Origin of the sequence: Blautia caecimuris (genome assembly GCF_024622975.1) — a bacterium.
GTDB lineage: Bacteria > Bacillota > Clostridia > Lachnospirales > Lachnospiraceae > Blautia_A > Blautia_A caecimuris.
Genome location: NZ_JANJZT010000009.1, coordinates 22457 through 47752 on the forward strand (window position 1 = coordinate 22457; position 25296 = coordinate 47752).

At 45.1% G+C, this 25296-nt stretch carries 18 protein-coding genes; 3 read left to right on the forward strand and 15 right to left on the reverse strand.

What is annotated here, in order from left to right; all coding sequences use genetic code 11:
- The first annotated feature begins 55 nt into the window (after window positions 1-55).
- The gene (locus tag NSA57_RS07550) at window positions 56-2701 is read left to right on the forward strand and encodes a transglycosylase domain-containing protein (RefSeq protein ID WP_178710135.1); all 2646 of its coding nucleotides are present in this window, start codon (window positions 56-58) and stop codon (window positions 2699-2701) included.
- Between the two features lie 138 nt (window positions 2702-2839).
- On the opposite strand, the gene NSA57_RS07555 is transcribed toward NSA57_RS07550, so the two are convergent.
- The 4 genes from NSA57_RS07555 to ftsH are packed head-to-tail and all read right to left on the reverse strand — an operon-like array spanning window position 2840 to window position 8820.
- Window positions 2840-3769 (reverse strand): ROK family glucokinase, encoded by a 930-nt coding sequence (locus NSA57_RS07555; RefSeq protein WP_257464468.1) that lies wholly within the window; start codon window positions 3767-3769, stop codon window positions 2840-2842.
- 26 nt (window positions 3770-3795) lie between these two features.
- Window positions 3796-4728 carry an HPr(Ser) kinase/phosphatase gene (hprK, locus tag NSA57_RS07560; protein WP_022068163.1) on the reverse strand — a complete coding sequence of 311 codons (933 nt, stop codon included), beginning with the start codon at window positions 4726-4728 and terminating at the stop codon, window positions 3796-3798.
- Between the two features lie 32 nt (window positions 4729-4760).
- A complete protein-coding gene (uvrC, locus tag NSA57_RS07565; RefSeq protein ID WP_173751793.1) occupies window positions 4761-6638 on the reverse strand; it encodes an excinuclease ABC subunit UvrC in 1878 nt (625 codons plus the stop codon).
- Complete coding sequence (gene ftsH, locus NSA57_RS07570) at window positions 6625-8820, reverse strand: ATP-dependent zinc metalloprotease FtsH (RefSeq protein WP_257464469.1); 2196 nt, start codon at window positions 8818-8820, stop codon at window positions 6625-6627. The genes uvrC and ftsH overlap by 14 nt, the downstream gene beginning before the upstream one ends.
- A gap of 292 nt (window positions 8821-9112) precedes the next feature.
- On the opposite strand from ftsH, the gene NSA57_RS07575 reads away from it, so the two are divergent.
- Window positions 9113-10600, forward strand: coding sequence for a DUF1846 domain-containing protein (locus tag NSA57_RS07575; RefSeq protein ID WP_173751795.1), 1488 nt, complete (start codon window positions 9113-9115; stop codon window positions 10598-10600).
- A 525-nt stretch (window positions 10601-11125) separates the two neighbouring features.
- Here NSA57_RS07575 and galE read toward each other — a convergent pair.
- The 8 genes from galE to NSA57_RS07615 form a co-directional block, all read right to left on the reverse strand.
- The gene (gene galE, locus NSA57_RS07580; protein ID WP_257464470.1) at window positions 11126-12142 is read right to left on the reverse strand and encodes a UDP-glucose 4-epimerase GalE; all 1017 of its coding nucleotides are present in this window, start codon (window positions 12140-12142) and stop codon (window positions 11126-11128) included.
- A gap of 89 nt (window positions 12143-12231) precedes the next feature.
- Entirely contained in the window at window positions 12232-13353 is a 1122-nt protein-coding gene (locus tag NSA57_RS07585) for a phosphotransferase enzyme family protein (RefSeq protein WP_257464471.1), read from the reverse strand.
- Complete coding sequence (locus NSA57_RS07590) at window positions 13335-14267, reverse strand: sugar phosphate nucleotidyltransferase (RefSeq protein WP_147600074.1); 933 nt, start codon at window positions 14265-14267, stop codon at window positions 13335-13337. The genes NSA57_RS07585 and NSA57_RS07590 overlap by 19 nt, the downstream gene beginning before the upstream one ends.
- 284 nt (window positions 14268-14551) lie before the next feature.
- Complete coding sequence (locus tag NSA57_RS07595) at window positions 14552-16738, reverse strand: glycosyl hydrolase family 95 catalytic domain-containing protein (protein WP_257464472.1); 2187 nt, start codon at window positions 16736-16738, stop codon at window positions 14552-14554.
- 10 nt (window positions 16739-16748) lie between these two features.
- On the reverse strand, window positions 16749-16928 hold the full coding sequence (locus tag NSA57_RS07600) for a DUF6903 family protein (protein ID WP_022068155.1): 180 nt from the start codon (window positions 16926-16928) through the stop codon (window positions 16749-16751).
- Window positions 16929-16956: 28 nt separating this feature from the next.
- The gene (locus NSA57_RS07605; RefSeq protein ID WP_138271233.1) at window positions 16957-17838 is read right to left on the reverse strand and encodes a carbohydrate ABC transporter permease; all 882 of its coding nucleotides are present in this window, start codon (window positions 17836-17838) and stop codon (window positions 16957-16959) included.
- A 21-nt stretch (window positions 17839-17859) separates the two neighbouring features.
- Window positions 17860-18759: a carbohydrate ABC transporter permease gene (locus NSA57_RS07610; RefSeq protein ID WP_147600076.1), complete on the reverse strand. Its 900-nt coding sequence runs from the start codon at window positions 18757-18759 to the stop codon at window positions 17860-17862.
- Window positions 18760-18852: 93 nt separating this feature from the next.
- A complete protein-coding gene (locus NSA57_RS07615) occupies window positions 18853-20175 on the reverse strand; it encodes a carbohydrate ABC transporter substrate-binding protein (RefSeq protein ID WP_147600077.1) in 1323 nt (440 codons plus the stop codon).
- Window positions 20176-20478: 303 nt separating this feature from the next.
- Between NSA57_RS07615 and NSA57_RS07620 the strand changes: the two genes are divergently transcribed.
- Complete coding sequence (locus tag NSA57_RS07620; RefSeq protein ID WP_147600078.1) at window positions 20479-21408, forward strand: helix-turn-helix transcriptional regulator; 930 nt, start codon at window positions 20479-20481, stop codon at window positions 21406-21408.
- Here the strand turns inward: NSA57_RS07620 and NSA57_RS07625 are convergent.
- The 3 genes from NSA57_RS07625 to NSA57_RS07635 form a co-directional block, all read right to left on the reverse strand.
- A complete protein-coding gene (locus tag NSA57_RS07625) occupies window positions 21405-22736 on the reverse strand; it encodes a sensor histidine kinase (protein ID WP_257464473.1) in 1332 nt (443 codons plus the stop codon). The genes NSA57_RS07620 and NSA57_RS07625 overlap by 4 nt on opposite strands.
- A 1-nt stretch (window position 22737) precedes the next feature.
- Window positions 22738-23406 carry a winged helix-turn-helix domain-containing protein gene (locus NSA57_RS07630; RefSeq protein WP_147600080.1) on the reverse strand — a complete coding sequence of 223 codons (669 nt, stop codon included), beginning with the start codon at window positions 23404-23406 and terminating at the stop codon, window positions 22738-22740.
- Between the two features lie 107 nt (window positions 23407-23513).
- A complete protein-coding gene (locus tag NSA57_RS07635; protein WP_147600081.1) occupies window positions 23514-25283 on the reverse strand; it encodes a Na/Pi cotransporter family protein in 1770 nt (589 codons plus the stop codon).
- Window positions 25284-25296: the final 13 nt, after the last annotated feature.

Consider the following 25296-nt stretch of genomic DNA (forward strand, 5'->3'; position numbering starts at 1 on the left):
TTTATTTACTATTTTTTATTTGATATAATAGAACGGATTATAAAGGAGGAAAATCATGAATTACGGTAAAAAATCAGTCTCAAAAAAGCGAAATTCTCTGATTTCCCGTACAGCCATGATGGGAAAACGTGCACACGTTTCGTTTATCAGAGTTCTGTTCATATCTCTGATCGCGCTCTGTGTGATTGTAGGCTGTTTGGGCATCGGGGCCTTTCGGGGAATCATAGATAATGCCCCTGATGCAGATGACGTGGATATTTCGCCTCTGGGATATGCAACCTTTTTGTATGACGGAGACGGAAACCAGCTGCGTAAGCTGACTGCGCCAAGCTCCAACCGTCTGCCTGTTTCCATCGAACAGATTCCGGTGGATCTGCAGCATGCGGTAGTTGCCATTGAGGATGAACGTTTTTACGAGCACAACGGAATCGACGTAAGAGGTATCCTCCGTGCTTTCGTAAAAAATATCACTTCCGGAGGACTCTCCGAGGGTGCCAGTACCATTACCCAGCAGCTTCTGAAAAACAATGTGTTTACCAACTGGACCAATGAGTCCACCTGGCTGGAACGGTTCACTCGTAAATTCCAGGAGCAGTATCTGGCTATTCAGATCGAAGAAAAGATCAATGACAAAAATGTGATCCTTGAAAACTACCTGAATACCATCAACCTGGGCGCAGGCGCCTACGGCGTTCAGGCAGCGGCAAGACAGTATTTTAATAAGGATGTGTGGGATCTGAACCTTTCTGAATGTGCCACACTTGCAGGCATCACTCAGAATCCTACTCAGTTCAACCCTATCGAGCATCCGGAGGCAAATGCCAAAAGACGTAAAGAAGTCCTGGATCATATGCTGGATCAGCAGTATATTACCCAGGAACAGTATGATCAGGTGATCAATGACGATATTTATTCGCAGATCCAGGCGGCACAGGCTCAGAACTCTGAATCAGCCGACACAATTTACAGTTATTTTGAAGACGAGCTTATTGACCAGGTGATCAACGATCTTATGAACATCAAGGGCTATACAAGAACTCAGGCCCAGAACCTTGTTTACAGCGGAGGTCTTAAGATTTATACCACCCAGGATCAGCATATCCAGTCTATTCTTGATGAAGAATATGCCAACCCGGAAAACTATCCGGAAAATGTTCAGTATGCTCTTGATTACGCTCTGACTGTAACCAATCCTCAAGGCGAGGAGGTCAATTACAGCAAGGAAATGCTTTCTCTGTATTTCCAGAATGAGGATCCGGAGTTCGATCTTCTGTTTGATTCTCAGGAAGAAGCCCAGGCCTATGTTGACCGGTACAAACAGTCTGTTCTTGCAGACGGAAGCAAGGTTGTTGCAGAACGTGTGAACTTTGCGCCGCAGCCTCAGTCATCCATGAGCGTCATTGATCAGCATACCGGCTATGTAAAGGCAATCGTGGGCGGACGCGGTGAAAAAACTGCCAGCCTTACTCTGAACCGCGCAACAGATACCACCAGACAGCCCGGTTCCACATTCAAGGTTGTCTCCACCTATGCTCCTGCTCTTAACGAAAAGGGCATGACACTGGCCACAACATTTGAAGACGAGCCATATAACTATCCGGACGGCTCCCCTGTAGAAAATGCTTCCAGAACCTACGGAGGAACAACCACGATCCGGAGAGCCATCCGGAACTCTATAAACGTAGTTGCAGTGAAATGTCTGGAGGAGGTTACTCCTGAGCTTGGTCTCCAGTATCTGGATAACTTTGGTTTCACAACTCTTGCCCATGGAACAGAGGCAGATACAGATGCCAACGGAACTGTATGGACAGACGCCAATCTTCCTCTTGCACTTGGCGGTCTGACTCACGGTGTAACAAACGTAGAGCTTTGCGCAGCCTATGCTGCCATAGCCAACCAGGGTAATTACATTGAACCTCTTTATTACACAAAAATCCTTGATCACAACGGCAATGTGCTGATTGAAAAAACTTCTGCTGAACGTTCTGTTATTAAAGAAAGCACTGCATGGCTTCTCACAAGCGCCATGGAGGACGTTGTAAAGAGCGGTACAGGAACTGCCTGCCAGCTGGACAATATGACAGTAGCCGGAAAGACAGGTACCACAGATGATTACAATGACCTGTGGTTTGTAGGCTACACTCCATATTACACCTGTGCAGTATGGTCCGGATTTGACAACAATGAAAAGCTCCCTGACGATTATTCCCGTGACTTCCACAAAGATATGTGGCGCAAGGTCATGACACGGATCCATGAGGGACTTGAGGACAAAGATTTTGAAATGCCGTCTACTGTAGAAAAAATAAGTGTATGTGCTGATACAGGACTGCTTCCAAGATCCGGCTGTTCCGTGATCACAGAATTCTTTGATGTAGGTGATGTTCCTACTGATTACTGTGAAGAACACTTCTACGAACCCGAACCAGTCATTCCGGAATACACCTATGATGAAACAATCATTCCTGAGCCATCTCTTACTCCGGAAAATCCGGACGAAAACGGAGATCAGGGTGATGGAAATACTGATAATGGTGATGCCGGCGGTGAAGGCAATGGAGGCGATGACACCGGCAGCGGTGATACCGGCGGTGGTGATACCGGCGATGGTGATACTGGCGGCGGCGATGTCGGTGGCGGTGATACCGACGGCGGCGATACTGGCGGCGGTGATGCCGGCGGTGGTGAGATTATAGAATAACCAGATAAAAATGGTGCGCCCCATAAGCGTACCTTACAAAAAAGAAGGTTTCCGTATTGGGAAACCTTCTTTTTATATTTCTATGAATCTGCTGAATCCTCCTGCAGCTCTGTACCTGCAAATGTAGTATAGAATCGGTTACAGTACCATCTTTGCAGCTCCGTAAATGCCGGCATCGTTTCCAAGGCTGGCAATTACGATAGGAGTATCTTTACAAAGGGAAAATGCATATTTTTTGTAATGTTTCTCAATCAGATTGATCAGCGGCTGTCCGGCTTTTGATACGCCTCCGCCGATAACAATGGCATCCGGGTCTACTACTGCCGCAAAAATGCCAAGAGCTCCCCCAAGCTTTTCGCCTACTTCATCCATAACACGGACAGCAAGAGCATCCCCTGACTTAAAGGCATCCAGTACGTCCTTCGCCTCAATGCTCTCTGTATTTCTGAGCACACTGTCCTCACTGCTTTCTGCCAGAGCCTTTTTGGCCAGGCGGACAATTCCTGTTGCAGAAGCATACTGCTCCAGACATCCACTGTTTCCGCAGTTGCAGGCTGCTGTCTCCTCATGACAAATGTTTGCATGGCCGATCTCTCCGCCTGCTCCATGAGCTCCCGCCACGATTCTTCCGTCTGAAATGATACCGCCGCCTACTCCGGTTCCCAGAGTAACCATGATCACATTCTGAGATCCTGCCGCAGCGCCCTTCCATGCCTCTCCAAGAGCCGCAACATTAGCATCGTTTCCTGCCTTTGCAGTCAGCCCAGTAAGCTCACTGAGTTCCTTTGCAACCGGCCTGAAGCCCCAGTAAAGGTTTACTGCGCATGCAGCCTCTCCCTGAGCGTTGATAGGTCCCGGAATACCGACTCCCACACCGGCTACCTCAGCCTTGTCAATTCCTTTTTCACTGATCTTGTTCTGAATGGTTTCTGCCACATCCGGAAGGATATACTCACCTTTATTTTCTTTTCTTGTGGGAATCTCCCATTTTTCTACCAGAGTTCCATCTGTCTGGAACAGACCGCATTTTACAGTTGTTCCCCCTACGTCAATACCGAAACAATACATGTTGTTTCCCCTTTCCTGCATTTTTATTATTTATCGCGCTTTCTGGCAATATTGGCCTGAACGCGCTTATACAGCTCTTCAGCTGCATTATAACCCATTTTTTTCTGTCTGTGGTTGACTGCCGCTGTCTCTACGATCACAGCAAGATTACGTCCCGGACGGATAGGCAGAGAATGACATACGATCTTGTTGCCAAGGTACTCAATATACTCCTCCGTAAGTCCCAGACGGTCGTATTCCTTGTCGCGGTCCCACTCCTCAAGCTTGATCACCAGATCCACAGACTGAGTATCTTTAACGCTTTCTACACCAAACAGCGTTTTTACATCAATAATGCCGATACCCCGAAGCTCTATAAAATGCCTTGTGATATCCGGTGCGGAACCAACCAGAGTGACGTCGCTGACCTTACGAAGCTCCACCACATCATCACTGACAAGACGGTGGCCTCGTTTGATCAGCTCCAGAGCAGCCTCACTTTTCCCGATTCCGCTCTCTCCCGTGATCAGGATTCCCTCGCCAAAAACATCTACCAGCACACCATGAATAGAAATACAGGGCGCAAGCTGTACGCCCAGCCAGCGGATGATCTCTGCCATAAGGCTGGAAGTTGTTCTTTCTGTAACAAAAGTAGGAACATTATACTTAACTGCAAGATCCAGCATATCCTGCGACGGTTTTGTCATAGTACTGAAAATAACACACGGTATTTTGCTGGAAATAAACCGTTCATATTTCATCAGGCGCTTGTCATCCGGAAGCTGCATCAGATACGTATATTCCACATAGCCGATGATCTGCACACGTTCATTGGCAAAATGCTCCAGATACCCCGTAAGCTGCAACGCAGGACGGTTGATTTCTGCAGTCATGATTCTTTTGTCAGAAAGATCAATTTCAGGAGTAAGATTTGTAAGATTCTGCTCCTGTACCATCTTGGTCATCAATACACCCTTCATATATGTTCTCCTTTTCTTTATTTATGCTCAGATCAATGATTCTGCTGAGTTTTCTCTGTTTTTACCGGTAAATGAAAAAAATCATATACCTGTTTTGCACTTGCGGCATTCATGGATTCGGTTTCTGCCAGTTCTTCCACAGATGCCTCCCGGATTCCTTCAATTCCCCGGAACCGCCTCATCAGGGCCTTTCTCCTTCGCTCTCCGATTCCCGGAATATCATCCAGAACCGAATGAACCTGTTCCCTGCTGCGAAGGGATCTGTGATATTCAATGGCAAAACGATGAGCCTCATCCTGGATCCTGGTGATCAGCCGGAACCCCTCGCTGTTTGTTTCTATTGGAATTTCATTGTTGTTAAAATAAAGTCCTCTTGTTCTGTGGTGGTCATCCTTTACCATTCCGCATACCGGAATCCGGATTCCCAGCTTTTCCAGAACTCCCAGGGCAATATTTACCTGCCCTCTTCCTCCGTCCATCAGAAGCAGATCAGGCATTCGGGCAAAACTGTCGAATTCTCCGCTGGTTTCATGGGTAAACCGTCTGGTCAGGACCTCCTCCATGCTTGCATAATCATTTGGTCCCTGAACAGATTTGATACGAAATTTACGATAATCACTTTTTTTCGGTCTTCCCTTTTCGTAGACCACCATGGAGCCTACGGACTCAAAACCGCTGATATTGGAAATATCAAAGGCTTCCATGCGGACAATTCCTTTCAGCCCCAGCCATTCCTCCACTTCATGGACAGCCCCGATGGTCCTGCCCTCTTCCCTTTTAATGCGCTCACGGTCCTTATCAAGAACCATGCGGGCATTCTCACGGGCAAGCTCCACCAGCTTTTCCTTTGTGCCTTTTTTGGGAACAATAATATGAACCCTCTGTTTTCGTCTGGAACTGAGCCACTCCTCGATCACTTCCCGGTCTTCCACCTCTGTCTGAAGCATGATCTCTTTTGGAATAAAAGGCGTTCCCGCATAAAACTGTTTCAGGAAGCTGGAAAGCACCTGAGATTTTGTATCGCCCCGCGCCACACGAAGATAAAAATGATCTCGTCCGATCAGTCTGCCGCTTCGCATAAAGAATACCTGAACAACTGCATCCTGTTCCCGGAGATCCAGGCTTTCATCCATGGCAACTGCAATGATATCCCTGTCTTCCTCTCCATAGGCTGTAATTTTCTGGCGTTCTCCGATCTTACGGATACTCTGTATCAAATCCCGGCACTCTGCCGCATCTTCAAATCTCATTTCTTCTGACGCCTCTTGCATTTTTTCAGTAAGGGCATCTATGGTTTCCTGAAAATCTCCGTTGAGGAATTTCAGTACCTTCTGGATATTTTCTCTGTACGCTTCCTGAGACACGTTTCCCGTACAGGGACCTGTACACTGTTTCATATGGTAATACAGACAGGGTCTGTCCTTTCCGCAGTCTCTTGGAAGCGTTCTGCTGCAGGATCTGACCTGGTACAGCTTCCGCACCAGCTCGATCACATCTTTTACAGCCCCTGCGCTTGTATAGGGGCCAAAATACCGGTTTTTATCTTTTTTCATCCTGCGGGCAAACAGTACCCGGGGATAGGCCTCCTGGACTGTTACCTTGATAAAGGGATAGCTTTTATCATCCTTCAGCATGGTATTATACTTTGGCCTGTGCTCCTTGATCAGGTTACTTTCCAGTACAAGGGCCTCCAACTCAGAGTCTGTGATGATATATTCAAATCTTGCAATATGGGTGACCATCTGCTCAATTTTTGCGCCTTTGTTCCTGCTGCTCTGGAAATACTGGCGCACCCTGTTTTTGAGGCTGACGGCCTTGCCCACATAAATAATCTCATCCCGCTCATCATGCATCAGGTATACGCCCGGCTTGGCGGGAAGCTTTTTTAATTCTTCCTCAATCTGAAACATGCTCAGACTCCTGCTGCTTCTGATCGTCTTCGGAAACCGAACTGTCTTCTTTTTTCTGCTCTCCCTGAACGCCTTCCTCTGCCGGTTCAGTTTCCATGCTGACGGATTTCTGATTTTTATTTTCCGGTTCCGCCTCAGAACTTACAGTTTCTTCCTCCCCGGAAAGCTCATCGGCTGAAACAGAGGTTTCTGCTGAATGTGACTGAGAAATTTCCGTTTCCTGATTTTCAGCTTTGTCCTCAAGCTCTTTTACATCCTCAGGAAATACCAGTTCATCCAGGTTTTCCGGAATCTCCATTCCTCTTTCCACTGCCCGGAAGATCTTCATAAATTCTTTTCCGGTAATAGTTTCCTTACGGATCAGATATTCTGCAATTTTGTCAAGAGCTGTTCTGTGCCCTCTGAGAAGACGCTTGGACTCTTCATAGGAATCATGAAGAAGCTTCATAACCTCATGGTCGATCTCTGTTGCTGTATCATCTCCGCAGTTCAGCACTGCCCTTCCGGAAAGATACTGATTTTCCTGTGACGCAAGTCCCATAAGCCCAAACTTCTGTGACATACCGTACTGAGTGATCATGGCTCTTGCCACCTTGGTCGCCTGCTCGATATCATTGGCTGCTCCTGTTGTTACCGTATCAAACACGATCTCCTCGGCAGCCCGGCCTCCAAGATATCCAACCAGCATCGCTTCCAGTTCTTTTTGCGTATTGAGGAATTTTTCTTCCTCCGGAACATGCATAACGTAACCCAGCGCTCCCATGGTACGGGGTACGATCGTAATCTTCTGTACAGGCTCTGCGTCCTTCTGAAGAGCACTTACAAGGGCATGGCCCACTTCATGATACGATACGATTTTCCGCTCCTGAGGGCTGAGAATACGGTCTTTTTTCTCCTTGCCTACCAGGACCACTTCCACTGATTCCAGAAGATCCTTCTGAGAAACTGCCTTGCGTCCGTTTTTCACTGCAAGGATCGCCGCTTCATTGATCATATTTGCAAGGTCAGAGCCTACTGCCCCAGAGGTTGCCAGAGCAATGGCATCCAGATCTACGGTTTCATCAAGAAGAACATCCTTGGCATGAACCTTGAGGATTTCCACACGGCCTTTCAGATCCGGTCGGTCTACGATAACTCTCCGGTCAAAACGTCCCGGTCTGAGAAGCGCCGGATCAAGGACCTCCGGACGGTTGGTTGCTGCAAGGATCAGAAGTCCCTTGGATGTGTCAAAGCCGTCCATTTCCGCAAGAAGCTGATTCAGAGTCTGCTCTCTCTCGTCATTGCCGCCTCCATAATGAGAATCACGGCTTTTTCCGATTGCATCGATCTCATCAATAAATACAATACAGGGGGCATTTTTCTTTGCCTCCTCAAAAAGATCGCGGACACGGGAGGCGCCCACGCCTACAAACATTTCCACAAATTCCGAACCGGAAAGAGAAAAGAACGGTACCTTTGCCTCTCCTGCCACTGCCTTTGCAAGCAGGGTCTTTCCTGTTCCCGGAGGTCCCACAAGCAGAGCACCCTTGGGAAGCTTGGCTCCCACAGCCGTATATTTGCCCGGATTATGCAGAAAATCCACAACCTCCTGAAGAGACTCCTTTGCCTCGTCCTGGCCGGCCACATTTTTAAAGGTGATACCTGTTTCCTTTTGAACATAAGCCTTGGCGCGGCTTTTTCCCACGCCCATAATGCCTCCGTTTCCCCTGTTCATACGTCTCATAAAGAACATCAGCATACCGAACATCACAACTGTCGGAAGAACAATACTGAGCAGCATGGAAAGGGCCTCCATCAGAGCATCCGGCTGTTCGTATTTGAATATGATATCCTTTCCTTCCAGACGTTTGGTAAGAGCATCGATATTCTCCATCTGATTAACACGGTAGGTCATTTTTTTATAAGAGGAACCCTGAAGTTTCGGCTCCACTGTCAGAATACCAGACTGAAGAGTTACCTCTTTGATCTGATCCTTGTCTACCATTTCAATAAATTTGTCATAGGTGATCTCACCAGTGCCTCCATTTCTTATTTCTGTAATAAAACTAAGACATACCAGTGTCACCAGAAGACAGATCAGAAACGCCAGAATCGTCTGGCGGTTTTTATTCGGTCCCTGATTCCCGGGACCATTCCGGTCCGGTCTGTTTCCATCCGGACGATTGTCTTTATTTTCGTTCATTTTATTCCTCCTCTACTGTCTTCTTTATTATAAAGAGATTTCTATGATAAATCAACAAAATTAGCCTTATAAAAAAAGGTTTTGCATCCGCCAGTTGTTCGTAGTATACTATCTGCATGAGTTCGGCAGAGGATCCTGTATTACTGTCACGGTAAACAGAAAAACACAACTGTCCACAGATTATTATCCCACCGGATGATCTGAAATACAGTTTTGCAAGATTACCGGGAACAAAGTGAACAGCAACAAAAATCTCTCTGCCTATAACGTAAATCGGGAAAGGAATAAACATATGAAGACAGGATTTGATAACGAAAAATATCTGACCATGCAGTCAGAACATATCCGTGAAAGAATCAGCAAGTTTGATAACAAGCTTTATCTGGAATTCGGCGGCAAGCTTTTTGATGATTATCATGCTTCCAGAGTTCTCCCTGGTTTTGAACCGGACAGCAAGCTCCGTATGCTGATGCAGCTCAGCGACCAGGCAGAGATCGTGATCGTGATCAGTGCAGCTGATATTGATAAAAACAAAGTCCGCGGGGATCTGGGAATCACCTATGACGAGGATGTCCTCCGTCTGATCGAGGTTTTTACAGAAAGAGGTCTTTATGTGGGAAGTGTCTGCATCACCCGCTATGCAGGACAGGAAAGCGCAGATCTTTTCAAAAACAGACTGGAAAAGCTTGGCATCCGTGTATTTGTTCATTACAACATCCCCGGCTATCCAAGCAATACCTCTGTGATCGTCAGCGATGAAGGATACGGCAAAAACCAGTACATTGAAACTACCAGACCTCTTGTTGTGGTAACTGCTCCCGGACCTGGAAGCGGAAAAATGGCAGTGTGTCTTTCCCAGCTCTATCATGAACATAAGCGCGGGATCTGTGCCGGCTATGCCAAATTTGAGACTTTCCCGATCTGGAATATCCCGCTGAAGCATCCGGTCAATCTGGCATATGAGGCAGCCACTGCTGATCTGAACGATGTAAATATGATCGATCCTTTCCATCTGGAGGCTTATGGAGAAACAACCGTCAACTACAACCGTGACGTAGAGATTTTCCCTGTACTCCAGGCAATGTTTGAAAAAATCATGGGTGAATGCCCTTATAAATCACCTACTGATATGGGCGTAAACATGGCAGGAAACTGCATTGTGGACGATGAGATCTGCAAAGAGGCCTCACGTCAGGAAATCATCCGCCGCTACTATAAAAGCTGCGACGCTCTTGTATCCGGCACAGGAAAAGAAGATGAGGTATGCAAGATCGAGCTTCTTCTGAAACAGGCTCATGCATCCATTGAAGATCGTAAGGTTGTTCCTGCCGCACTTTCCATGGAAAAGAAAACAACAGCTCCTGCCGCCGCTCTGGAGCTTCCGGACGGAAAGATTATTTACGGAAAAACCTCTGATCTTCTCGGAGCCTCCTCAGCGCTTCTTTTAAATGCATTAAAAGAGCTTGCAGGAATCGACCATGAGCATCACGTGATCTCTCCTGATGCCATCCGCCCGATCCAGGAGCTGAAGATCAAATATCTTGGCAGCAAAAATCCACGCCTGCACACAGACGAAACTCTGATCGCGCTTTCTGTAAGCGCCGCAAGCAATCCGGAAGCAGGACTTGCCCTGGAACAGCTTCCCAAGTTAAAAAGATGCCAAGCTCATACTTCTGTTATGCTGTCTTCCGTAGATATCTGGGAATTCCGCAAACTGGGCATTGAGCTTACCTGCGAGCCGAAATTTGAAAAAAAGAAGTCAGAGGATGACGATAAATAAATGTCTGTGAGGGAAGGATTTTGTTTCTTGTTGCCCACAGACGATGCAGAGAAGAAAGTGGATAACAGCCAAACAGAAATCCTCCACACAGCACTTGGCCTCCGGCCGGGCGATTAGCGCACTGCGCCCCGAAGCAGCCTGCCCGGCAGCCAGCTACTGCGGAAATATAAATTTACCATCTGGAAAATACAATGCAGGGGCAGATGAATCTGTATAAGAAGCCTTGAGAGACTTGGCAAAAGTTCTTGCCTTCTGTGGCTCTGCTTTGCTTCTCCGAATGCTGCTGTCTGAGTCGCAGACGAGTTCAGCATTCGGGGAAGTGTTTTTTGCAGAGAAGCAGAAGCATAGAACTTTCCGAGTCTCGAACCAGCTTCTGTGACAGATTCACCTGCCCCCGCATGTCATTTACAGAGGAAATTATATCCCCCTCCCACAAACATAAATTTAAGTTTAAAAGAAGTCCCCAGGATCTTTCAGAATCTCTGGGGACTTCTTTTTTAGTATTTCATGTTTAATGACTGATGATTAATCTTCATATCCGTTTGGATTCTTGCTCTGCCAGTTCCAGGAATCCGCACACATGTCCTTAATATCGTATTCTGCCTTCCAGCCAAGCTCTCTTTCTGCCTTGGACGCATCAGAATAACAGGTTGCAATATCTCCCGGGCGGCGTTCTTTGATCACATACGGAATCTTCACGCCGTTGGCTTCCTCAAAGTTCTTTACAATATCAAGAACACTGTAGCCTTTTCCTGTTCCCAGATTGTAAATGCTTAAACCGGATTTGTCCTCAATCTTTTTAAGAGCCTTTACATGGCCTTTTGCAAGGTCAACCACATGAATGTAATCTCTCACGCCAGTTCCGTCCGGAGTATCATAGTCATTGCCAAACACGCCCAGCTCTTTCAGCTTTCCTACGGCAACCTGAGTGATATACGGCATCAGGTTGTTTGGAATACCATTTGGATTTTCTCCGATAGTTCCGCTCTTATGAGCTCCGATCGGATTGAAATAACGAAGAAGAACTACATTCCATTCCGGATCTGCTTTCTGAATATCAGAGAGGATCTGCTCAAGCATGGACTTTGTCCAGCCATAAGGATTGGTACACTGTCCCTTTGGGCATTCTTCTGTAATCGGGATAATTGCAGGATCTCCATATACGGTTGCAGAAGAAGAGAAAATAATATTTTTAACACCATGTTTTCTCATTACATCTACGAGAGTCAGTGTTCCGGCAATATTGTTCTCATAATATTCCCACGGCTTTGCAACAGATTCTCCTACTGCTTTCAACCCTGCAAAATGAATACAGGAATCAATATCCTCTTTTTCAAAAATATCTGTCAGCGCTTCTCTGTCAAGAATATCTGCCTTGTAAAATTTCACTGGCTTCCCTGTGATCTTTTCTACTCTTTCCAGACTCTTCTCACTGGAATTGCTTAAGTTATCCAGAACCACTACATCATATCCTGCGCTCTGAAGTTCAATAACTGTATGGCTTCCGATATAACCGGCGCCTCCTGTAACTAAAATTGCCATGTTTTTGTCCTCCTCTTCAGGTTTTCAGTCATTGACCGGATCCGGGAAAAACTGTCTCAGCTTTCCCCAAAGTCAGTTTCAGTATACCACTACTTATATTTTTCTACAATAGCTTTCATCTGAGGAAGCTTCTCCTCCATGTCCGCAACCAGCTTAAACTGGGTACGACAGCGGTCCAGATTATGGCCTTCTCTGTGGATCTTAAAGTAATGATCTCCCTCCAGATAATCAGTAAGGAAACGCATTCCGCACTCAAAAGTCATAAGGATCGCCCCCATGGGAAGCATATCCAGCTCGATATCTGTAAGCGCGCCTGCGCAGCCCTCGATAAAGCCTTTTGTATATACTTCGTAGAGATGAAGATCACAGGAAATTTTGCTGAGATCCTGCTCATCCTCTGCCCCTGTACTTGCTCCAAAACGGATGGAATCGCCGAAATCATTTACAGAAAGTCCCGGCATAACCGTATCAAGATCAATAACACAGATTGCTCTGCCTGTCTCGTCATCAATCATGATATTGTTCAGCTTTGTATCATTGTGAGTTACACGAAGAGGCATTTTTCCTGTATCCTGCAGATCGCACAGGGTATGAGCCAGCTCTTCTCTGTCAAGAACAAACTTAATCTCCTCCTGAACAGATGCAGCCCGGCCTTCACTGTCTGCCTCAACTGCTGCCTTGAATTTCGCAAAACGGTCAACCGTATTATGGAAATTCACAATGGTTTCATGAAGGGTCTCAGCAGGATAATCTGCAAGAAGTCTCTGGAAATGCCCAAAAGCAACTGCACTCTGATAAAAGTCATTGTCATCCTTTACCATATCATAGCTGGTAGCATCCTCAATAAAAAGATACACTCTCCAGTATTCTCCCTCTGAGTCCACATAATAAGGGTTTCCATCCTTATCACTTACCACATTCAGCGTTTCTCTCTCCACATCACCGCCGTTTTCCCGGATTTTTTTACGGAGCCATGCGGTAACGCCCTGCACGTTCTCCATAAGCTCTACCGGCTTTGTAAAAATACTTTTATTCATTCTCTGGAGAATAAAGTGCTTCTCCTGTCCGCCCGGCGTTTTTACTGTAAGACGATATGTATCATTGATGTGTCCGCTTCCGTAGGCAACACATTCGACTACCTCTCCCGGAAATTCAAACTGACTGATTACTTCTTTCTGAATTGTATTCACTGTTACTTGTTCTCCTCCCATAAGTTCTGCGGATAGAGCCCCTGATCTTTCAGGCTCTGCACTGCAGCCATAACAACAGGCTTATCCTCTTTGTAGGTAACCCCATACCATTTATCCTCTGATTTCAGCACCTTGACTGTGGCTTTTTTCTCCTGAAGAAGCTCGTCCACTACAAACGGAAGAAAATATTCGCACTTCAGTGGATTTTTCTCCAGATTCTCATCAAGAAATGCCGCAAAACGTGCTTTCAGTTCTTTCAGGATACTTGCAGAAAATCCCCACATATTCATAGAAACTGTGCTGCCTTCAGGGAGCATGGTCCAGGTAGCTCCGTCATCCTCTGTATAAGCAGTACCTTCCCCATGCTTCTCAATGTGAGTACGCTCATTGATCTTCAGAAGATGATCTGCCTCATCGGTAACACAGACGCCTCTTGCTACATGACCATTGTCTGTCAGAGTATTTTCCAGCTTGTAGCCAACCATCATATACCTGTAAAGATTCTCATCATCCTGATTTTCAGCTAGAAAATCATATGCCATTTTAAATGCATGGCTTCCATAATAATCGTCTGCATTGATAACGGCAAAAGGACCATCAACCTCGTCAATACAGCTTAAAACCGCATGTCCGGTTCCCCAGGGTTTTACTCTTCCCTCCGGAACCTCATAGCCTTCCGGAAGATTATAAAGATCCTGGAACACATAGGCAACCTGAATCTGTTTGCTGAGACGGTCGCCGATAGCGTTACGGAAGTCTTCTTCATTTTCTTTTTTTATGATAAACACTACTTTTTCAAATCCTGCTTTTACAGCATCATAAATGGAAAAATCCATAATAATATGACCTTCTCTGTCAATAGGATCGATCTGTTTCAGACCGCCGTAGCGGCTTCCCATTCCAGCTGCCATAACTACTAATACCGGTTTTTTCATAATATTTTTCTGCTCCTTTCTTAATCAGCCTTTCGTTCCACCTGTTACACCGCCGATAATCTTCTCTGACAGAAAAATCCAGAGAGTAAAGGCCTGCAGAACTCCTGCCTTCTGAAAACAATATAAAAGCTCCATATATTGTGCATTTTATATAATTACATGCATTTGCAACACTAATTTTATCATTTTTACACAATTAGTATTTGCATAATCATCTATTTCTTTTGCACAAAAAGATTGTTTTCATGAAAATCTCTGTTTCTCTCCGCCATATTTAATGCTTTTCACTCCAGCATCAGCGACTCTTCCCACCACTGTCCCGGTTCAAGTCTTTTTTTTCCGCAAAGCCTCTCCTGATATTGTATCTGAATATATACGGAATTCTCTGTATAAATCTTCCATGACAGTTTTCTGCCCTCAAAAATCTCCGCACTGCACAGGATTCCTTTTTCCCCGCGGAAACTGTAAAAAGAAACCTGTTTTTCCGTCCAGATTTTGGGAACAGCAGGAAACAGCCGTATTTTTCCATCCTTCATCTGAAACAGCATTTCCTGAAGAGCATCTGCACTGAACATATTTCCCTCAAGAGTAAAGGGTCTGTAGGTAAACTGCGAATATCCTTTTTTCCGAAAATCTCCGTTCAGGTGAAATCCATTACAGCTGCAGAAATTTTCCCAGAAAATCCTCAGATACTCTGCTGCTTTTTCTCCGTTTCCCTGAACAGCATAAAGATGTGCCATCCATGCAAAGGTATAACCAACCCACTGAGATGTGCCCAGCCTTTCATAATCCGCAATTACAGCATCGATTATTTCTTTTCCTTCGCCCTCATAATCTATGATTCCCAGAGGTGAAACAGCCATCGCATTTGAAAAATGACGATGGGATTCTTCAAGACTTTCATCCGGAGAAAGCATCAGAACCTTATTTTTATTGACTGACAGTTCCGGAAGCCTCTGTCTGATGTGGCGCCACTGTAATTCTTCTGTTTTCCCCAGCTCACCAGCCAGTTTCTCCAGTGTTTCAAACAGCCGGATCATCAGAGCCAGATCATAATTACTGACAGGTGTCAGCCATGATCTTTCCGTATCGTCGTGAATCTCCGGAGAGCTGGATACAGGAAGAACCAGATAACCGTCCTCTGTCTCCTCCAGAAGCGATTGGATAAAAATCCCGGTTTCCTTCATATAAGGATAAGCTCTTTCCCTCAGAAATTTACTGTCTCCTGTATATCGGTAATATTCTCCAAATGCGTGGGCAAGCCACATCTGGTTGGACGGAGAAAGCGAATACATAGGCCAGCCCCCAAGAGGTTTCCCGTCAATTGTCATTGTTCCGGGAAGACAGCAGCCTTCTGCGCCGTAAAATTCTCCGGCAAACCGTCGCCCCTCATCAAAAAGACTCCAGAGAAAATCTAAAAAGCATCGTCCTTCTTCCAGATGGTTTGCCTTCAGATAATGGGTATAGGACAATTCTGTATTCAGATCGTTATGGTAATCTCCCTTCCACGGAGGAAGCGTTCCCTCATCTGCGGTCCACACTCCCTGAAGAGGCATAGGGACGCCTCCTTCTCTGGACGTTGAAGCAAACAGATAATTGGTCATATACCACTGCTTTTCCATAAATTTATCAGGAATACAGATACCGCTCTCTTCAAAATAATCCTTCCACCATTTTTTATGAGAATCAAAAAGTTCATCACCTGCTGACAGAGCGCCGAGAACCTGCTGCTTTCCCTGTTCCATCCAGCAGTCTCCGTCTTCTGATGAGACAATCTTCCAGACGATTCTTGTCACAGAGTCTTTTTTTCTTCTCCCAACAATCACTCCATAAGAAAATTCATCATTTACAGGCTGGCAGAACCATTGCAGCTCTCCCTCCTGTTTTTTTATCACAGGAGGATATTTCAGATCCTTCAGATTCCCCTGGGAAATCTGTCTTTCTTCCTGGCAATAAACGTACTCTTTTTCCGTTCCTTTTTCTCCGAATTCCGGATTTTTCAGTTCCACAGAAAATTCCGTTTCCCGAGCTTCAACCTCTATGATCCCAACTTGTTCCACTGCATGGACCCAAGCTGAAATCCTGACAGTCTCTTTCCGGCTTCTGAACCTCATTTCCGCTTTTGCTGTTTCCAGGTTTAAGACAGATTCGATTTCTCCGTCAATACCGTAAAAATGAAGCAGGATCCTGCCTGCAGTTAATTTTGTAGGTGATGGATAATAATAGGGAGCATCAAAGATTTCCCGGATTTTTGCAGTATTTCCTGCCTTTGCAAGTTTCACAAGATTTTTCCAGGTAAACTCTTTATTCTGCTCCCACAAAACAGTTCTGTCCCATAAATCTGTACGGTCCAGACTAAACCTTATCTCTTCAGGACTGCCCCAGCAGAGGCAGCCGCATTTTCCATTTCCCAGCGGAACAGCCTCGTCCCACCGGGAAATATTTTCTTTCCAGTTATAAGTAATATTCATGTACAAAGTCTCACTTGAATTGTCTGTTATAAAGATATAAAAGAAGAATCAGTCCGGCAAGTCCCAGAAGCATTACCAACAGCCCCTGCGGTCCTACATTTTTCTGTCCCAGTACTACAAGCGCCACACAAATAATAAAAAATATAGCTGCCAGAACGGTTTTTAAAACACTCTTTGTTCTTTCATTCATTTTATTTACCTCCTGTTCCGCACACTGATCAGCCTTTCAGACCGCCAAGAGTCATACCCTGTGTCAGTTTCTTCTGTACACAGATATATAAAATCAGTGTAGGGATCATAACAATAACCAGTCCCGCATACATCTGTCCGTACTGAACTGCTGATTTCTGGGCTGCCATCAGATTCATAAGTCCTACCGGAAGGGTTTTTATCTCCGGTCTGGTGAGCAGGGTCATGGAAATAATATATTCATTCCAGAATGCCAAAAAGTTAAACAGAATTACTGTCACAATACTTGGCTTTGCCATAGGCATGATAACCTGAATCATAGTTCTCCAGTATCCGGCTCCGTCCACATAAGCCGCTTCCTCGTAATCTTTTGCCAGTGATTTAAAATAACCGGACAGCAGATAAATGGTAAAGGGAAGCGCGGTTGATGCATATACAAGCGCCAGAATAAACAGATTGTTCAGGAAAAACGGCTCTCCGAACCACTGACGCAGTTTTCCGTCTGCATTATTGAGCATCAAAAAGATCGGTACAACAATATAGTTTACATTAATAAAAAGTCCTGCCATAAACATAACATTCCAGATCTTCTGGCTCTTAAATTTGAATCTGGACAGTACATAAGCTGCCGGAAGAGCGATCACGATCAGAAGCAGGATACCCAGGACCGTTACAAACACAGAATTCAGCATATAAGAACCCATGTTTGCAGTTTCCCACGCATCTGTAAAGTTCTGGAAATGGAATCCTTTCGGAAGCGCCCATGGACTTCCGTAAAACTCTGAATTCTCTTTAATTGAAGCAACAAATACCCAGGCAACAGGAACAATGATCGTAACTGCCAGAAGCCCCAGTATCAGATAGATAAATACTTTTGCCACCTTGGAACTGGCAGTACTGTTTTTCGTCATATCAGCCATTTTTCACCCTCCTTAGAATTCAATTTCTTCACGTTTGGTCACCGCATTGAGAACAGCGGCCAGCGCAAAGGAAAACAGGAATACCGCAACACCGATGGCCATACCATATCCATAGGAAGAGTTGGTGTAAGCTTCCTGATACATGTAGCTTAAGAATACATTGGAAGCTCCGTCCGGTCCGCCGTTTGTCATTGCTTTTACCATCAGGAAACTCATATTAATAGTACTGATAACAAAGAATGTCAGAGTGGTACGAATATTAGTCCAGATCAGCGGAAGAGTAATTGAGAAAAACTGTTTGATCCTTCCCGCGCCTTCCAGACTTGCTGATTCATAGAGACTGTCCGGAATGTTTGCCATACTTGCCATGTACATAACCATATAATATCCAATGGCCTGCCATACCATGGCGATAATAATACTGTAAATAACAAGATCCTGACTTCCAAGCCAGAGGATAGGATTGTCCACCCCATTCTGTCCCCGGAACAGATTCAAAAAGGAGTTCAGAAGTCCCTGATTCGGATCATAGATAGCAGAGAAAATAGCGCTGATCACTACAACAGAAAGAATATTCGGGATGTAAAAAACAACACGGAAGAATGTCTGCCCTTTCAGTTTTTCTCTTGTAAGAATAGCGGCAAAAATAATCGCCATACCAAAAGTAACAATAGTAACAATCACGATCAGAAGAACAGAGTTCTGAAACGCCTGATAAAATTTATCGCTCTGTAACAGTATTTTGAAGTTATCAAGACCTACAAAAGTTTTTTCAGCTGTATATCCGCCCCATTTATAAAGAGACATTCTGAAAACATCAATGGTAGGGATCAACATAAAAATAGCAAAAAGAATTACTGCCGGCGCCAGACAGCAGAAAATAAACCGGCTTCTTCCCTTTTTTTTCGTCATGGTTCTTCTCCTTTCTTTATCCCGAAAAACGGACGGTAGTATTCACCGTCCGTTTTTTCAGATACCATATTTAATTATGTCAGGATCCTGGCTTTATTTCAAAGCGCCGCGAAGGGTATCACTGTCTTTTTTGATCTGCTCTACCCAATCATCTACTGTCTTATCACCGCTGACAAGAGAGTTGATCGGATCAAAGAATGTTGTACGAACGGTTACACCTTCTACCGGCTCAGTTGTCGCAAAAGCATCCATAACAGCTACTGCACCATCATCATAGATAGAATAATAAATTTTTGCATCGCCCTCAAGTTTGTCTGTCATTCCCTGGATCGGCTGAACTGCTCCACCGTCTTTTGCAAAAATCTCAGCTGCTTCATCAGAGTACAGATATGCGATAAACTGTTTTCCAAGGTCTTTGTTTACAGCGCCCTTCGGCATCCAGATCTGCTCAAAGAAGGAATAAGAAGCTCTCTCTCCGCCTTCCTCTACTGCCGGAAGTGCTGTGAATCCCCACTCAAAGCCGTCTGCACGAGGAGCGTCTGCCATCTCGCCGATTACCCAGTTTCCGTTTGGCATAAACAGAGCCTTATTGTCAAGGATCAGCTGCTGGTTTTTACGGAAATCATTGTCATTTGCGTTTGCCGGAGTTGTCTTCTCTGTATAGGAAGCCAGCTTCTCAATGATCTCAAATGTTTTCTTTGCTCCGTCTGTTTCCCATACGCCTTCGCCGTATTTCAGAGCTTCCTGGAATGTTTCAGCGCCGGCAGTCTCATGAAGCAGTGCATAGAAGAATGCGTCAAAGTATCCTGCTGTAGGATATGTAAACAGTGCAATATCTTCCTCTTTTGCCTTTTCGCCAAGTTCCCACATTTCATCCCATGTCTCAGGAACTTCCCAGCCTTTTTCCTCGAACAGTCCTTTGTTGTAGAACAGTCCGCAAGGTCCGTAGAACATCGGCATCAGATATGTTTTTCCGTCTCCGTAAGGATTTGTAATAGAGTTGTCCACAAATCCCGGAAGGATCTTGTCTTTTACAGTTACATCCTCTCCCGGTACTGTCATTTCCAGTACGTCAGTCATTTCCTCTACGTTATTGTCCTTAACAAAGGTTTCTGTAAGAGCAGATTCAGATCCCACTGCTCTCATGATAACATCCGGATAATCACCGGATTTCATAGCCGGTGTAATGATATCTTCAAGCTTCTTGTCGATTGTGAGTTCTACCTTTACTCCCGGATTTGCCTCTTCAAATTTTGCGCAAACATTTTTCCACATATCCTGTCCATATGCGGTTTCTACAACAGCCAGTTTCAGAGTCTGCTCTTCATCTGCCATAACAGTTGTTGCCATTCCTGACATTGCGCCTGCTGCCATAACTGCTGAGAGTGCAAGACTGGTAATTTTTTTTGCTTTCATCTCATATCCTCCTTTAGATTTTGTACATAAGATACAAAAACTTTTTGTTTTCTTAATAATAACTCATTAAAATTACTTTTTCAATTTATATATTGCTGTATACTTTAGAAATATTGCTATGAGTTACAGATTCAACGACAATATTACTTCTAATTGATATTTTTCTCATATTTTGATTGTTCAGAGCACCGGCATCTGTTAGACTGTAGTTACTGTAACATTCTCCTGAACATATTCTGATCTGTATGTTTCCAAGAAAAACGGAACCGAAAACCTTATCACTTTCTATGGAGCAGCCGTGTTATGATATATGAAAGTATACCTCTTGCCAAAGATCTTTCTGTAGAAAAAATTTATACCATCCATTACTTTGAATACTGCAATGACTTTTCCTATCCGGGTGAACAGCATGATTTCTGGGAATTTCAATGTGTAGATAAAGGAACTGCCCGGATTCAGGCAGATGAAGAAGTTCATGTCCTTACTCACGGTCAGATAATTTTTCACCGTCCCAACGAATTTCACAACCTGTCGGCAACCGGAAATCATGCCCCTAATATTGTAGTTGTTTCCTTTGCCTGTAATTCTCCCTGTATGAGTTTTTTTGAAAAACAGATTCTGACCCTTTCGGATACAGAGCGAACCCTGATCGGAAAAATCATCGCTGAGGCCCGGCGGTGCATTGCCTCTCCTCTTGACGACCCCTATCTTCATAAAATGGAATTAAGAAAAGACAGCCCTGTGGGTTCCCAGCAGCTTCTTGTTCTTTATCTGGAACAGCTTCTGATACATATGCTCCGAAGATATACTACACAGGTACCGCACTGTGTCAGAAACATTGGCGACCCCTCATTTGAATCTTCTGCCTGCCGGAGGATCACCCGTTATCTGGAGGATCATATCTGTGAATCCCTTTCCCTTGAAGCAATCTGCCATGACAATCTCATCGGAAGATCCCAGCTTCAGAAAATCTTCCGTGAGGAATACGGCTGCGGAGTGATCGACTTTTTTTCTCATATGAAGATCAATTTTGCCAGACAGCTAATCCGGGAAAATGACATGAATTTCACACAGATCTCGGAATTTCTGGGCTATTCCTCCATTCATTATTTTTCCAGACAGTTTAAAAAACTCTGCGGAATGACGCCTACAGAGTACGCGCTTTCTATTAAAGCCATCTCCGAACGTCCTCAGAATTCTGAAAAAGACATAAAAAATGGAGCCGATGACTAAAACATCAGCTCCATTTTTGTCCCCTTTCCGGGCTCACTGTCAAGATTGATCTTTGCTTTATGAAGCGCAGCCCCATGCTTTACAATAGAAAGCCCCAGTCCTGTGCCTCCGGTCTGACGGGAATGACTTTTATCCACCCGGTAAAACCTCTCAAAAATACGTCTCTGTTCATTCTTCGGAATACCGATCCCATTATCCCCCACAAAATAGCATGGATGATGTCCTTCCTGCCCTGCAAACACCCGGACAGTTCCTCCTGCATCGGTATAGCGGATGGCATTGTCCGCAATATTATAGAACATTTCATAAAGAACCTGCCGGATTCCTCGCACCGCCACATGCTCCCCTTCCAGAACAAGACTGATCTGCTTTTTCTCTGCCGAAGGCTGGAGATGATACACAATGTCCTCTGCCAGCTCATAAATATCTACTGCCTCAAATGGCATGTCGCTGTTTTTCTCATCAAGCCTTGAAAGCTGGATGATATCTGACACAAGAGAACTTAAACGGCTTGCCTCATGGTAAATCCTTCCGGAAAATTCAGGAACCTTGTCTTCTCCCACCATTCCGTTCATCATCAGCTCCGCATAACCGGAAATAGACATCAGAGGGGTTTTCAGTTCGTGAGAAACATTGGCAGAAAATTCTCTTCGCATTGCCTCAGCCTCCTTCAGCTCCTCCAGCTGAGACGCGATCTGTTTATTCTGCTGGTCTACCCGTACAAGAAGGGGACGCAGCTCCTCATATCTTACATCTTTCAGAGGGTGCTCCAGATCCAGCTCATTAATGGGCGCGATCAGCTCCTTTGTCTGTCTCTGAACCAGGAAAAATTCCAGGGCCAGAATCCCCAGCATAAGAATCCCCAGCAGCGTAAAGCTGGAAAATAAAGTAAGGAACACACTGTCAGTTGTTCTTGCCACCCGAAGGATATTTCCATTATCCAGCTTCATGGCACAGTAAAAGGTCTGCTCGGAAAAAGTTTCCGAAAATCTTACGATCTCCCCATAGCCTTTTTCCTTTGCCTTCACAAACTCCGGGCGTTCCCCATGATTTTCCAGCTGATCCGCCTCTGTCTCCGAATCATACAGAACATTGCCCTCATTGTCTGTAACTGTGATCCTTGTAGCATTGATCTCTTTTACATTGCTTTCCAGATAATCCAGTCCGGCTGCTTCGATACCGGCCCGAATGTATTCCACCTCATCCCGCACACTCTGTTTCATAAATACGTCAAACTTGTCATACATGACAAAGCTTGCAGCCAGAAAGGTCAGAAGAACAGACAGGATTACAAGAAAGCTTCCGTGATTTAAAATTCTCTGTCTCATTTTATTCTCCGATCCTGTATCCTACTCCCCGTATGGTTTCCACCATGTTTCCTGCTTCTCTCAGTTTCTGACGAAGTGTTCTCACATGTACGTCCACAGTTCTTGTCTCTCCGTCAAAATCATATCCCCACACATGACAGAGGATCTGATTTCTGCTCATAACAAGTCCCTTGTTCTCTATCAGATACTGCAAAAGCTCAAATTCCTTTCTGGTAAGCTCCACCTTCTGATCTCCAAGATGTACTTCATGACGTCCCACCGATATTCTCAGTTCTCCGCAGTGAAGCTCTCTGTTTTCCTCTTTCCTGCTGCACCGGCGAAGCACTGCTTTTACTCTTGCAACAAACTCCATCATACCAAAAGGCTTTGTGATATAGTCGTCCGCTCCGGCTTCCAGTCCCCGTACCTTGTCAAATTCCGCATCCTTTGCCGTAACCATGATCACAGGGATGTTTTTTGTATCAGGAGAGGACTTCAGCCTGGTCAGAATGCCGTATCCGTCCTCACCCGGAAGCATGATATCCAGAAGGATCAGGGACGGAAGTTCTTTTTTCATGGCTGAGCAAAGCTCTTTTCCATCTGCCAGTCCCTTTGCTGTAAATCCGGTAGTTTCAAGGGTATATACCAGAAGCTCCCTGATATTTTTTTCATCTTCCACACAGTAGATCATGAACTGTCCTCCTTATCTTCATATATGCCATAAAAGCTGCTGAGGAATTTCCCTCCGGAAATTCCCACAACAGCCTTATATGATCTGCCTTCAGTTTTTACTGACGCTTACGGAAGCAGATATTCTTTGCGGACTGCTTCCAGACATTTATTAAATTCATCATCCTGATCGTTTTTCATTGCGTTCAGATGTCTGTGTGTATCATAAAGATTCTCACGCACCTGAGTTACGCAGACACCGATATTGGAACAGTGATCTGCAATTCTTTCCATACTGGTGATCAGGTCAGAAAGAATGAAGCCCATTTCAATGGTACACTCGCCGGAGCGGAGACGATTGATGTGACGGCGTTTCATTTCTTTTGTCAGCTCATCGATCAGTTCCTCAAGCGCCTCAATCTCTGAAGCCTTGGTAATATCCTGTTCGTCAAATACAGAAAACGCTGTTTCTACGATTTTGGTCACTGCTGCGGTCAGTACTCTGAGTTCCGCCTTTGCATAAACGGAGAAGCTCAGGCCTTTTGCATGAAGCTCGTCTGCTGACTCTTTAATGTTTACTGCATGGTCAGAAATACGCTCGAAATCACCGATGCAGTGAAGCATCATGGAAACACTGTGACTGTCTGTCTCAGAAAGATCCTTATTGTTCAGCTGAACAAGATAGGTTCCCAGTTCATCCTCGTACCTGTCTACCTTGCTTTCCATCTTTGTGATCTTCTGAGCCTTTTCCTCACTGTAATCATGAAGCACCTCAAAAGAGGCCTTCAGCGCCTTCCAGGAATCCTCTGCCATACGTCTTGCTGCGGTTCTTCCCTGCTCTACTGCAAATGCAGGTTTTTCCAGGAAACGGGATTCCAGAATAAGGAATTCCTGATCTTCCTTTGCCGCCTCAACATCCTCAGAAGAATCACGGATCGTCATACATGCAAGCTTCACAAGAAGATTGGAGAACGGAAGAAGCAGTAAGGTTGCTGTAACATTAAACACACTGTGGGTCACTGCGATTGCTGCCGGTGTTGCCATAGCGTCCATAAACGGGAACTGAACAGCTGCATTCAGAATATAGAATACACTCAGGAACACTACAGTACCGATAATGTTGAAATACAGATGGATCATGGCTGCACGTTTTGCGTTTTTGTTTGCGCCGATAGCAGACAGAAGCGCTGTCACGCAGGTACCGATATTCTGTCCCATAATGATCGGGAAAGCCGCACTGTACGGCACAGCTCCTGTAACGCACAGAGCCTGAAGAATACCCACGGATGCAGATGAGGACTGGATGATCGCTGTAAGAACCGTACCTGCCAGAACACCTGCTATCGGATTGGAAAATGCCAGAAGAAGATTGGTAAACTCCGGAACATCAGCCAGAGGCTTCACAGCAGCGCTCATGGTATCCATACCGAACATCAGCACTGCAAATCCAACCAGAATAGCGCCAATGTCTTTTTTGCGGGAGTTCTTTGTGAACATCAGAAGCACAATTCCGATCAGCGCCAGGATCGGAGCAAAGGAACTTGGCTTAAGAAGGCTCATAAAGAAATTGTTGCTCTCAATACCTGCAAGACTTAAGATCCAGGCGGTTACTGTAGTACCGATATTGGCACCCATAATAATACCAACAGCCTGTGTCAGCTTCATAATACCGGAGTTTACGAAACCTACGACCATAACCGTTGTGGCAGATGAGGACTGGATCACCGCAGTCACACCCAGACCCAGAAGCACTGCTCTTAATTTGCTGGATGTAAGGTTTTCAAGAATTTTCTCCAGCTTTCCTCCGGAAATCTTCGCAAGACCATCGCCCATAACCTGCATACCATACAGGAACAGAGCAAGACCGCCCAGCATCGTCAGTATACTAAAAAAATCCATTGTATTTCTCCTT